General features: G+C 32.8%; 10 protein-coding genes. 9 read left to right on the top strand and 1 reads right to left on the bottom strand.

The window, feature by feature from the left end; translation table 11 throughout:
• The first annotated feature begins 24 nt into the window (after window positions 1-24).
• Genes tamL through accD form a run of 3 tightly spaced genes read left to right on the top strand, consistent with a single transcriptional unit; the run spans window position 25 to window position 4626 of the window.
• Window positions 25-2586 (top strand): translocation and assembly module lipoprotein TamL, encoded by a 2562-nt coding sequence (gene tamL, locus LPC20_RS04535; protein ID WP_229326894.1) that lies wholly within the window; start codon window positions 25-27, stop codon window positions 2584-2586.
• Between the two features lie 58 nt (window positions 2587-2644).
• The gene (fbaA, locus tag LPC20_RS04530) at window positions 2645-3712 is read left to right on the top strand and encodes a class II fructose-bisphosphate aldolase (RefSeq protein ID WP_229326893.1); all 1068 of its coding nucleotides are present in this window, start codon (window positions 2645-2647) and stop codon (window positions 3710-3712) included.
• Between the two features lie 59 nt (window positions 3713-3771).
• Window positions 3772-4626 (top strand): acetyl-CoA carboxylase, carboxyltransferase subunit beta, encoded by an 855-nt coding sequence (accD, locus tag LPC20_RS04525; protein WP_229327126.1) that lies wholly within the window; start codon window positions 3772-3774, stop codon window positions 4624-4626.
• A 73-nt stretch (window positions 4627-4699) separates the two neighbouring features.
• On the opposite strand, the gene LPC20_RS04520 is transcribed toward accD, so the two are convergent.
• On the bottom strand, window positions 4700-5950 hold the full coding sequence (locus LPC20_RS04520) for an ABC transporter permease (RefSeq protein ID WP_229326892.1): 1251 nt from the start codon (window positions 5948-5950) through the stop codon (window positions 4700-4702).
• Between the two features lie 166 nt (window positions 5951-6116).
• Between LPC20_RS04520 and purH the strand changes: the two genes are divergently transcribed.
• The 6 genes from purH to rodA all read left to right on the top strand — a co-directional run bounded on the left by purH (window position 6117) and on the right by rodA (window position 13367).
• On the top strand, window positions 6117-7643 hold the full coding sequence (purH, locus tag LPC20_RS04515; RefSeq protein ID WP_229326891.1) for a bifunctional phosphoribosylaminoimidazolecarboxamide formyltransferase/IMP cyclohydrolase: 1527 nt from the start codon (window positions 6117-6119) through the stop codon (window positions 7641-7643).
• 53 nt (window positions 7644-7696) lie between these two features.
• Window positions 7697-8725 carry a rod shape-determining protein gene (locus LPC20_RS04510; RefSeq protein WP_229326889.1) on the top strand — a complete coding sequence of 343 codons (1029 nt, stop codon included), beginning with the start codon at window positions 7697-7699 and terminating at the stop codon, window positions 8723-8725.
• A 40-nt stretch (window positions 8726-8765) separates the two neighbouring features.
• On the top strand, window positions 8766-9590 hold the full coding sequence (gene mreC, locus LPC20_RS04505; RefSeq protein ID WP_229326887.1) for a rod shape-determining protein MreC: 825 nt from the start codon (window positions 8766-8768) through the stop codon (window positions 9588-9590).
• Window positions 9583-10089 (top strand): rod shape-determining protein MreD, encoded by a 507-nt coding sequence (locus LPC20_RS04500; protein WP_229326885.1) that lies wholly within the window; start codon window positions 9583-9585, stop codon window positions 10087-10089. Before mreC ends, LPC20_RS04500 begins: the two co-directional genes overlap by 8 nt.
• On the top strand, window positions 10086-12035 hold the full coding sequence (mrdA, locus tag LPC20_RS04495) for a penicillin-binding protein 2 (protein WP_229326883.1): 1950 nt from the start codon (window positions 10086-10088) through the stop codon (window positions 12033-12035). The genes LPC20_RS04500 and mrdA overlap by 4 nt, the downstream gene beginning before the upstream one ends.
• A gap of 96 nt (window positions 12036-12131) precedes the next feature.
• Window positions 12132-13367 (top strand): rod shape-determining protein RodA, encoded by a 1236-nt coding sequence (gene rodA, locus LPC20_RS04490; protein WP_229326881.1) that lies wholly within the window; start codon window positions 12132-12134, stop codon window positions 13365-13367.

Raw genomic sequence — 13367 nt, 5'->3', positions numbered from 1 at the left:
TTTTGAATTAAATTTTTATTCCACTTGAAAAGTAATACCGCAAAAGTAAGCGCATTTATCTTAATTGCAATAGCCATTGCCGCTTGTAATTCTGTAAAAAGAGTTCCAGATGGCAAATTATTATTGACCGAAAATAAGATATTTGAAAATAATAAAGTAATTAAGACCGAAATTACTTCAAATCAATTGTCTCAAAATCCGAATGCTAAACTATTTGGGTTCCCCTTAGCGCTAACACTTTACAATTGGGCTAAACCAAATCCAGACTCTACCTACCTTTTAAAATTCAAGAATAATCCAAAAAAATTAGAGCGAATGACCAAATGGTTGTCTGCTAAACAAGTAGAGCAATTAGGAAATTCATTTTTTTATAAAGGGATTCACAACGTATTAAAAAAAATTGGAGATGCTCCTGAAATTATTGATAAAACTAGAGCAGACAAATCTTTACTTAGATTAAAATACTATTATTTCAACCAAGGTTTTTTTGACATTAAAGCAAATTATACCATTGATAGCTTGAAATCTAAGAAAGGAAGGGTCAATTATTTTATCACCACAGGAAAGCCTTATGTATTAGACTCAATAACGCCTTTTATAACATCCCCTGCAATAGATTCGTTGTATCGTTTAACTGCTGAAAGTTCTATTATAAAATCAGGGATCCAATATAAAACAGAGGATTTTGAGAATGAAAAAAACAGGCTAACTAGTTATTTTAGAAATAATGGGGCATATCATTTTCAACCTAACAATATTACGTTCAATGTAGATACCATTAATAAAAACCACAAAGCAAATATCAATTTAAAAATAAGTGATTTTAGTTTCCAAGAAAATGATTCGTCTAAAACAGCTCCTTTTAAGTTGATGAAAATTAGTGAGGTAAAAATATATACTGATTATAAAGCCGCTGAAGCAAACTACAGTATAACTGATAGTACAAACTACAATAATTTTACATTGCTGAGTAAGCAAAAATTAAAATACAGACCAAAAGCAATTACAAATGCTATCTTTATTTATAAAGGAAGTCTTTTTTCAGATAACAACACATCGCTAACAAGTAGGTATATAAGTAATCTTAAGATATTTAATTATCCATCTATTATTTATGAAAATGACAAAAGGGACTCAACCTCTCAATCATTGATTGCTAAAATTTATTTAACTCCTAAGAAAAAATACAGTTTTGGACAATCTATTGATATTACGCATTCTAACATTCAAAATTTAGGAATAGGATTTAGCCCTTCAATTTCGATACGAAATGTATTCAACGGAGCTGAAACGTTAGAATTTTCAGGCAGAGCCAATGTAGGTTCCTCTCAAGATTTTGCAAATCCTAACGATGTGTTTTTCAATGCCTCCGAACTAGGATTGGACTTAAAATTAAATTTTCCAAGAATTGTTTTTCCTTTCAAAACAGAAAGAATCATACCTAAAAATATGTTTCCTTCTACTTTAATTTCAACAGGATATTCCATTCAAAAGAATATAGGTTTGGATAAAGAAAATTTAATTGGTGCCATTGCCTACAATTGGACACCAAAGAAAAATAATACAGCGCGCTTTGACTTATTCAACGTGCAATTTGTTAGAAACTTAAATCCTACGAATTATTTTAATGTGTATACTTCTTCGTATGATGCATTAAATGAAATAGCAAAGAAACCCGAATATAATGTTAACCCTAGTTATTTTGATCAAGAGCAAAATTTGATTGTTGAAAATGGGACGAATAGTTTTATTCAAAATGTACTAAGCGCTACTCCGTCGATAAACACAACTCCAACTGATTTTTCAGCAATTAAAAGTATTGAAGAAAGACGAATTAGATTAATTGAAAATGATTTTATTTTAGCAACAAGTTTTAGCTTTTCAAAAACCACAAAAAAAGACATCAGCGATAATAACTTCTATTTATTTAAAACAAAAATAGAATCTGCCGGTTCACTATTATCACTTTTTGCGAATGCAAGCAATATGGACAAATCCAGTAATGGTCGCTTTGAATTGTTCGATTTAGAATATTCAGAGTACATTAAAACAGAATTTGATTATATCAAACATTGGGGGTTTTCAAAAGAGACTGTTTTTGCCCTACGTAGTTTTTTTGGTATTGCGATTCCTTTTGGGAACTCTAATAATATTCCTTTTTCTCGAAGTTATTATTCTGGAGGTTCTAACGATAACAGAGCTTGGAATCCTTTTCGTTTGGGTCCAGGAAGTACAGGAGGCGTAAATGACTTTAATGAGGCTAATATGAAATTAGCAGTTAGTGCTGAATTTCGTTTTCAATTGGTAGGCAATCTTAAAGGCGCTTTATTTGTTGATGCAGGAAATATTTGGAATGTTTTGGACAACACAGAAGATCGAAAAGCGCAGTTTACTGGCTTAAAGGATCTGGAAAATATAGCAATTGGTTCTGGTTTTGGTATGCGATATGATTTTGGTTTGTTTGTATTTCGATTGGATTTAGGATTTAAAACTTATAATCCAGCCAACGAAATGAATAGAAGATGGCTAAAGGACTTTGGTATTGGACGCTCTGTTTTAAATTTTGGGATAAATTATCCTTTCTAATGCTAATAAATTCTTATTTTTGCGGTCTAAAAACTAAAAACAACTAAAAACAATTACAATGTCACACAACATCAAACCAGGGGTTGCAACCGGAGACCAAGTGCAAGAAATTTTCAACTATGCAAAAGAAAAAGGGTTTGCGCTTCCTGCGGTTAACGTTACTGGATCAAGCTCAATTAATGGAGTTCTTGAAACGGCTGCAAAATTAAACGCACCTGTTATTATTCAATTTTCTAATGGAGGTGCACAATTTAATGCTGGAAAAGGATTATCTAATGCAGGAGAAAAAGCAGCTATCGCTGGCGGAATTGCTGGAGCTCTTCATATCCATACTTTAGCAGAAGCATACGGAGCTACTGTAATTTTACACACTGACCACTGCGCTAAAAAATTATTACCTTGGATTGACGGTTTATTAGACGCGTCTGAAAAACACTTTGCAGCTACAGGAAAACCTTTGTTTTCATCGCATATGATTGACTTGTCAGAAGAGCCAATTGAAGAAAATATCGAAATTTGTAAAGAATATTTGGCTCGTATGAGTAAAATGGGAATGACATTAGAAATCGAATTAGGAATTACTGGTGGTGAAGAAGATGGTGTAGATAACTCTGATGTTGACAGCTCAAAATTATACACTCAACCAGAAGAAGTAGCATATGCTTACGAAGAATTATCAAAAGTAAGTCCTAAATTTACTATTGCTGCTGCTTTTGGAAACGTTCACGGAGTTTACAAACCAGGTAACGTAAAATTAACTCCAAAAATCTTAAAAAATTCTCAAGATTTCGTTCAAAACAAATACAATACAGGTGCTAATCCAGTTGATTTCGTTTTCCACGGTGGATCAGGTTCTACTTTGGAAGAAATCAGAGAGGCGATTGGATATGGTGTAGTTAAAATGAACATTGATACTGATTTACAATTTGCTTATACAGAAGGAATTCGTGATTATATGGTTACCAATATTGATTATTTAAAAACTCAAATTGGTAATCCTGAAGGGGCAGATGTTCCAAATAAAAAATACTACGATCCAAGAAAATGGATTCGCGAAAGTGAAGTTACATTCAACACAAGATTAGAGCAAGCATTTGCTGACTTGAACAATGTAAATACTCTATAATTAACAATTAACCATTGACGATTTATTTAATTGTCAATGGTTCTTTATTTAGTACAACTATGGCTTGGTTTAAAAGACAGGAAAAAGGAATTACTACTCCTACTGAAGACAAAATGGATGTTCCAAAAGGTCTTTGGTACAAATCTCCAACGGGAAAAATTATTGACGCAGAGGAATTAGCACGCAACTTGTATGTGAGCCCTGAAGATGATTTTCACGTTCGAATTGGAAGTGAAACTTATTTCGAAATTTTATTCGACAATAATGAGTTTGTTGAATTAGATAAAAATATGACTTCTAAGGATTCACTTAATTTTGTGGATACCAAAAAATATTCAGACCGTCTTAAAGATGTCACGGCAAAAACAAAATTGAACGATGCAGTTCGAACTGCTGTTGGGAAATCCAAAGGAAAAGACATAGTGGTTTGCTGTATGGATTTTGCTTTTATTGGAGGATCAATGGGAGGAGTTGTAGGTGAAAAAATAGTTAGAGGAATTGAACACGCAATCCAACACAAAATGCCTTTTGTAATGATTTCGAAATCAGGTGGAGCGCGTATGATGGAAGCGGCATTTTCTTTAATGCAATTAGCTAAGACTTCTGTAAAATTGGTTCAATTAGCAGATGCTAAATTGCCTTATATTTCATTATGTACTGACCCAACAACCGGAGGAACTACTGCTTCTTATGCCATGCTTGGAGACATCAACATCTCTGAACCCGGCGCGCTAATTGGTTTTGCGGGACCTCGTGTAGTGAGAGATACTACTGGAAAAGATTTGCCTGAAGGATTTCAAACTGCAGAATTTCTTTTAGAACATGGTTTCCTTGATTTTATTACACCAAGAAAAGAATTAAAAGACAAGATCAACTTGTATATCGATTTAATTCAGAATAACGATATTCGCTAGTCGAAAAATAACAATAAGAAAAAACCCCAAAAGGCAAATTGCTTTTTGGGGTTTTTTATACTTTAAAATAGTCCTACATTCCAGTTCTAATGGCTTCTACGGGATCTAATTTAGATGCTGTAATTGCAGGCATAATTCCAGAAATCAAACCAATTATAGCTGCTAAGCTTGTCCCTAAAATTACATTACCCATGCTTAACACAAATTCAAAATCCATAGCTTTACTTAGCACTATAGATATAATCCAAACTAAAAACAATCCCACTACACCTCCAATTACTGAAAGAATTACCGCCTCAAATAAAAATTGAAATAAAATAAATCGATTTTTAGCCCCCAAAGATTTTTGTATTCCAATCAAATTGGTTCTCTCTTTTACCGAAACAAACATGATATTAGCAATACCAAATCCTCCTACCAATAATGAGAATCCGCTGATAATCCAACCGACTACATTCATTTGCCCAACAATTCCATCAATTAAATCGGTAAAACCAGACAAAACATTGATAAAGAAATTGTCTATTTCATCGGTTTTCATACCGCGATAATTACGTAACTTCTGGGTAAGTTCTGCTTTAAAAGCATCCATATCGACTCCTTTTTCAGGCTTTATTAAAATTACCGGAGTTAAAGCATCGTTATTATCACCATACATTCTTCTTAAAAAATTAACTGGAATAAATACAGAAGTGTCATTACTATCCCCAAAAATTCCAGCGCCCTGTTTTTTTAACACTCCAATTACCGTAAATCGTTGTCCATAAAGTCTAACATTTTTGCCAATAGGACTAGCCCCTTCAAAAAGACCCGATGCAATTTCATTTCCTAAAACGATGACCGCTGAACCTGAATTGGACTCGGATTCATTGTAAAAACGCCCTTCATCAAATTCTAATCCCTCAATTTCTATAAATTCGTGAGAAACAGGAACTACATTAATATCGCTCACTGTAGCCGACTGGTATTTTATTGTTTCTCTATTAACAAAAAATTGAAAAGCCATTTGATTGAGATCATTTAATGAACTTTTTAAATATTCGTATTCATCATACTTTACATTTGGGAATTGTTCTCTTTTCCATTGAGGAATTTCAGAGGGTCCAAAAGAAAAGCGCATTAAATAAATGGTGTTTTTATCTAAACTACTCAGGTCTTTTTTAATTTTTCTATCCAAAGAATCTACCGCAGCTAACACTGCTATAATAGAAAATATTCCAATAGTAACCCCCAGTAAAGAAAGTAAGGTCCTGAGTTTATTATTGCGTAAAGCATTCAATGCAAACCCAAAACTCTCTTTTAATAAACGAAGATATACTAACATACTATTTCACTTTTGTATTATTGTAAAATTGAACAAATTTTATTCAAAAACCTAATATAAATTAACCCTCCAATTTGTCTTCATAATTAGTAGAATGTTACAGCTCTAGATGGATATTTATAATCAAAAAAAAACTATTTTTGCACTTTATAATTTTAACTACACAATGAGCACAACTAAATCCATTCAATCTGCATTAATTTCAGTATTTTCTAAAGACGGTCTTGAACCAATTGTAAGAAAATTGCATTCTCAAAATGTAACACTTTATTCAACTGGTGGAACAGAAGATTTTATCAAAAATTTAGGCATTCCAGTAATTCCTGTTGAAGATGTAACTTCATATCCATCGATTCTTGGCGGAAGAGTTAAAACATTACATCCGAAAGTTTTTGGAGGCATCTTGAACCGTCAGGATAATGAAAGTGATGTGCAACAAATGAAAGAATTTGACATTCCTCAAATTGATTTAGTCATTGTTGATTTATACCCTTTTGAAAAAACAGTTGCTTCAAGAGCAAGTGAAGCAGATATTATTGAAAAAATTGATATTGGCGGAATTTCATTGATTCGTGCCGCTGCAAAAAACTTTAAAGATACTGTTATTGTAGCTTCGGTTGACGATTATAGCTTGTTTTTAGATATGATTACCAATCAAAATGGTACAACTTCATTAGAAGATAGAAAACTTTTAGCAACCAAGGCATTTCACGTTTCTTCTCACTATGATGGAGCAATTTTTAATTATTTCAATACTGACGAAACGATTTATAAAGAAAGTATTGCCAATGGACAAGTATTGCGTTACGGAGAAAACCCTCATCAAAAAGGATTTTTCTTTGGCGAATTTGAGAAAATGTTCAATAAAGTCCACGGAAAAGAACTATCCTACAACAACCTACTTGATGTAGACGCTGCAGTCAATTTGATTAATGAATTTCAAAATGACGGACCAACTTTCGCTATTCTAAAACACAACAATGCTTGTGGGTTAGCTTCAAGAAAAACAATTTGTGAAGCGTATTTAGCTGCTTTGGCTTGCGATCCAACATCAGCTTTTGGAGGCGTGCTAATTGCTAATACCAAAATTGATGTTGCTACAGCAACTGAAATTAATCATCTGTTTTGTGAAGTTGTTATTGCACCTGAATTTGATTCAGAAGCCATTACTATTTTAGAAGAAAAGAAAAACAGAATTATTTTGGTTCAAAATAAAGTTGCCTTGCCAGAAAGACAAGTTCGAACTTGTTTGAACGGAATTTTAGTTCAGGATAGAAATAATATTACCGATACAAAAGAAGATTTAAAAACAGTTACAATTACAGCACCAACAGCTCAAGAAGTAGAAGATTTAATTTTTGCATCAAAAGTGTGTAAAAACACTAAATCGAATACGATTGTTTTTGCTAAAAACGGAACGCTCATTTCCTCTGGAACAGGGCAAACTTCTCGAGTTGATGCGCTAATGCAAGCTATTGATAAAGCAAGTGCTTTTGGTTTTGACCTTAACGGAGCTTCCATGGCAAGTGATGCTTTTTTCCCTTTTCCTGACTGTGTGGAGTTGGCTAAAAAAGCTGGAATCACTGCTGTAATTCAACCAGGAGGTTCAATTAAAGACCAATTGAGTATCGACTATTGTAACGAAAATAAATTAGCAATGGTATTTACAGGAACACGTCATTTTAAACATTAATTTGTTTAACTTTGCTTGTTATTTAATTTTAAATTTAAAACCCAATTACGCTTATGGGATTTTTTGATTTCATGACCGAGGATATCGCAATCGACCTTGGTACCGCAAACACACTAATTATTCACAACGATAAAGTTGTTATAGATAGCCCTTCTATTGTTGCTAGAGATAGAATTTCTGGTAAAATAATTGCTGTTGGTAAAGAAGCCAACATGATGCAGGGTAAAACTCACGAAAACATTAAAACAATTCGCCCTCTAAAAGACGGAGTAATTGCTGATTTTGATGCGTCAGAGAAAATGATTAATATGTTTATTAAGAGCATTCCTGCATTGAAAAAAAGAATGTTTACTCCAGCATTACGAATGGTCGTTTGTATTCCATCAGGGATTACAGAAGTAGAAATGCGCGCGGTGAAAGAATCCTGTGAAAGAGTAAATGGAAAAGAAGTATATTTGATTCACGAGCCAATGGCAGCTGCTATTGGTATTGGTATTGACATTATGCAACCTAAGGGAAATATGATTGTCGACATCGGTGGTGGTACTACTGAAATTGCAGTAATTGCGCTTGGCGGAATTGTTTGTGACAAATCGGTTAAAATTGCTGGAGATGTATTTACCAATGACATCATTTATTATATGCGTACCCAACACAACTTATTTGTTGGAGAAAGTACTGCCGAAAAAATTAAAATTCAAATTGGAGCTGCTTTAGACGATTTGGAAACTGCTCCAGAAGATATGTCAGTACAAGGACGAGATTTATTAACTGGAAAACCAAAACAAGTTGAAGTTTCTCACCGTGAAATTGCAAAAGCCTTGGATAAATCTATTCAACGTATCGAAGATGCGATCATGGAGACGCTATCTCAAACTCCACCTGAATTAGCCGCTGATATTTATAATACTGGTATTTATCTTGCTGGAGGTGGATCTATGTTACGTGGTCTTGATAAACGTATTTCGTTAAAAACTGACCTGCCTGTTTACATAGCCGAAGATCCATTAAGAGCTGTGGTAAGAGGAACTGGAATGGCATTAAAAAATATCAATAGATTCAAAAGTATCTTGATTAAATAATATTTTTTTAAAAGAAAATCATCAATTATACATTTAAAAAATGCAGCAAATAGTATCTTTTATATTTAAAAACAGTAATCGCTTACTGTTTTTGCTGCTTTTAGGTATTTCGTTATCACTAACTATTCAATCCCATTCTTTTCATAGAAGTAGAGTAATTAGTTCAGCTAATTTCTTAAGCGGAGGAGTATACGAACAACTTAGCGAATTTGATGAATACTTGAATTTAAAATCACAAAACGAGGCTTTAGCACAAGAAAACGCCACATTAAAAAGCCTACTATTTAAGACAGCTGATTCTTCTGTAGCAGCAAGATTAGATAGTATAAAAGGAGTACGCTCTCAAGACATAATTGTATCCAAAGTTATTCGTAACTCGTACAGTGTATATGAGAATTATCTAACCATCAATTCCGGAGAACGTCAAGGCATTAAACCCGACATGGGTGTTATTAATAGTTTGGGAATTGTTGGGATAATTGATAATACGTCTCCAAACTATGCAACTGTAATAAGTATTTTGAATAAAAAATCGCAAATAAATGCGAAAGTAAAAAAATCAAATCACTTTGGTTCATTAATTTGGAATGGAAAAAGTACAGGATATGTGCAATTAATTGATGTCCCAAGATTAGCTTCGGTTAGAAAAGGAGATACTATTGTAACAGGAGGACAATCTGTAATTTTTCCAGAAAATATCAATATTGGAACTATTGATAAAGTGTATATCGACAATGAGACAAATTATTATACTTTAGATATCAAATTATTCAATGACATGACCAATCTAGGACATGTATACATCATTAAAGGAAAAGACCGACAAGAAATTATCAATCTAGAAAAAAGTAAAGAAGATGAATAGCAGCTTTTTTTTAAATATTTTTAGATTTATCAGTTTGTTCTTATTGCAAATAATTATTTTCAATAACATTAATCTATTTGGCTTTGTAAGTCCGTTTCCCTATGTACTTTTCATCATTTTATTTCCTGTAAACGGAAATAAATCGGCGCTTTTAATTAGTAGTTTTTTTCTTGGTTTATTGCTAGATATTTTTAGTAATTCTGGAGGAATACATACAACTGCAAGTATACTATTAGCTTACTTCAGACCTAGTATTTTTAAATTTGCTTTTGGAGTGAGTTATGAATACCAAACCATTAAACTAAACGATACTCTAACTCCAGAGAGATTTTCATTTCTTTTTGTTGCAATTTTATTGCATCATTTGATTTTATTTATTTTAGAAGCTTTTCAATTCAGTTTAATTTTTGATATTCTATTGAGAAGTATTACTAGTACAGCCTTAACAATTATCATTTCAGTTATTATAATCTATTTAATTAAGCCAAATAAGCGATGAGAAAAGTCTTGCTACCTACCTTAATTATTATTGGAGCTTCATTATTAGTTTTACGTATTTTTTTTCTACAAGTTGTCGATGATTCATTTAAATTGAAATCCGATAACAATGCCATCAAGATAAAATATGACTATCCGGAGAGAGGTTATATTTTTGATAGAAAAGGCAAACTTTTGGTTTCAAACCAAGCTTCTTATGATATTATGGTAATCCCAAGGGAGGTTAAAAAAATTGACACAACCGAATTTTGTGAACTTCTCAATATCACAAAAGAGGATTTTATCAAGAAAATCGAGAAAGCTACAATATACAGCCCAAGATTACCTTCGGTATTTTTAACTCAACTTAACAAAATTGAATTTGCTGCTTTCCAAGAAAAAATTAGAAAATTTCAAGGTTTTTATTTTCAAAAACGTTCTCTTCGAGATTATGAAGTAAATTATGGCGCAAATATTTTTGGCTTTATCACCCAGGTAAATGAAAACTTAATTGCAAAAAACCCCTATTATAATAGCGGTGATTTAATTGGCGAACAAGGGGTGGAAGAAAGTTATGAGGAAGTTTTGCGAGGAATTAAAGGGGTAAAATACATTCAAAAAGACAAATACAACAGAGAAATAGGTTCTTTCAAAGAAGGAAAATACGACACTATTGCAGTACAAGGAAGCGACATCAACTTAACAATTGATGCAGAACTTCAAAAGTACGGCGAAGAGTTAATGATCAATAAACGCGGTGGTATTGTAGCAATCGAACCCAAAACAGGAGAAATATTATCATTAATTACAGCACCCTCCTATGATCCATCCATATTAGTAGGTAGACAACGTTCTAAAAATTATACCCAGTTGTATCGAGATTCCATTGCCAAACCATTATATGATAGAGGGCTACTTGCAGAATATCCGCCAGGATCACCTTTTAAAATTTTAACTGGTTTAGTTGCTTTACAAGAAGGCGTTATTAATGAACAGACAGCTGTTGCCTGTAATCATGGATTTAGTTATGCAAGAGGTCGTTTCATGAGATGTCACTGTCATGGTGGAATGTTGCAATTACACAGAGGAATTTATGAATCTTGTAATGCCTTTTTCGGAACTTCTTATATGAAAACAATCAATAAATATGTAAAACCAGCTTATGCGGTTGATGTTTGGAGTAAACATGTAAAAAGTTTTGGACTTGGACAATTTATGGGATATGACCTTCCAACTGGGAGAAAAGGCAACATTCCGGATTCAAAAACGTATAAAAGAATCTATCCAAATGGAGGTTGGCGAAGTACAGCTATTGTATCTAATGCAATTGGTCAAGGAGAAGTGTTAATGACACCTATTCAATTAGCGAATATGATGGCAACAGTAGCGAATCAAGGTTATTATTATACTCCTCACATTATTAAAAATATTAAAGGGAGAAAAATAGAAAAAAAATTCACAACGAAACATTATACCACAATTGATAGAAAATATTTTAAACCAATTATTGATGGTTTATTTGATGTATATAATTTAGGTACGGCCTATCATCTTAAAGTAGAAGGAATCGATATTTGTGGAAAAACTGGAACTGCGGAGAATTTTGCTAAGATTGGAGGAGTTAGAACTCAACTTGAAGATCATTCAATATTTGTTGCCTTTGCACCAAAAGATAATCCAAAAATTGCAATAGCCGTAATGGTAGAAAATGGTGGTTATGGGGCAACAATTGCCGGTCCAATTGCCAGTTTGATGATTGAAAAATACCTTAGAAATAAAATAACAAGAACTGATCTAGAAACTCGTATTCTAAATAAAAGTTTACAAGGTCAATATGCAAAACTGGGCGGGCTTTCGGAAACTGTTAAAAAAGAAATGAGAAAACAAGACTCTATTATAAAAAGTAAAACGAGTAGTCCCAAATTAAAAAAAGACACAATACAATCCGTTAAAAAAGTGGCTCGTTAAATTGTGAAATCGGCATTTACAACAATTTTACGCAAGCAAACACAATGATAAAAAAGCGAAACCATATGTTACCGCTAAAAAATAGAATTTAAACATATGAAAAACCAAAGTATAACCAATAATATTGATTGGAGTTGCGTAATTATATATACCATCCTTGTTCTTTTAGGATGGCTAAATATTTATTCCTCTTCTTTATCATCAATGGAAGGAACTTCTGAAAAGCAATTTTTATTTATTGTTTTATCTATACCATTAATATTTATTGTGCTTTTTGTAGACGGTAAATTTTATGAAAAATACGCCTCAATTATTTATGGTGTAGGTTTAATTTCTCTTTTGGGTTTATTTGCTTTTGGAAAAACGATAGCTGGACAACGTTGTTGGTATGGTATCGGAAGTTTCACATTACAGCCTTCTGAATTTGCAAAAGCAGCGACCGCATTAGCGCTAGCTAAATACCTAAGTGACAGTCAAATTAATCTGTCTCATACCAATAGACAAATTCAAGCTTTAGCACTTGTTTTTTTACCTGTATTATTAATCCTACCTCAGCCAGATCCAGGTAGTGCGCTTATTTATAGCGCATTCTTCTTAGTATTGTACCGAGAGGGTTTACCTTCATGGTATATTTGGACAGGTTTTGCAGCAATACTTTTATTTGTATTAACATTACTTTTCCAACCCGTTTATGTTATTCTTTTAGCGTTAATTGTCATCGTATTTGTTCACTTTAAATCGCGTTTAGCAGATAGAAATATTGTTCTTAGCGGAATATTATTGGGTATAATTTCAGGTTTTGTACTATCTGTAAATTATGTATTTACAAGTATTTTTAAACAACATCACAGAGATCGTTTTAATATTTTACTTGGAAAAACAGTAGATATGAAGGGGATTGGATACAACACAAATCAATCTGAAATTGCGATTGGCTCAGGAGGCTTTTTTGGAAAAGGTTTCCTCGAAGGAACCCAAACTAAAGGAGGTTTTGTTCCAGCACAACATACCGATTATATTTTTACAACCGTTGGAGAAGAATGGGGATTTTTAGGTTCTTTAGTTGTAATTGGACTTTTTGTAACCTTACTATTGCGTATTATCTATTTAGCGGAGCGACAAAAAACTAAATTTAGTCGTGTATATGGATACTGTGTTGCGGGTATTTTGTTCATCCACTTTTTTGTGAATATAGCGATGGTAGTAGGTATTTTCCCAACTATAGGCGTACCATTGCCGTTCTTTTCTTATGGAGGTTCAGGACTTTGGGGCTTTACAATTTTGCTCTTTATCTTTTTAAAAATGGATGCCAATAAAGTTAATGAATGGTAG

This window comes from Flavobacterium ammonificans, assembly GCF_020886115.1.
Lineage (GTDB): Bacteria > Bacteroidota > Bacteroidia > Flavobacteriales > Flavobacteriaceae > Flavobacterium > Flavobacterium ammonificans.
Note: the sequence above shows the minus strand (reverse complement) of the source record. Positions and strands in the feature narration are given on the sequence as shown.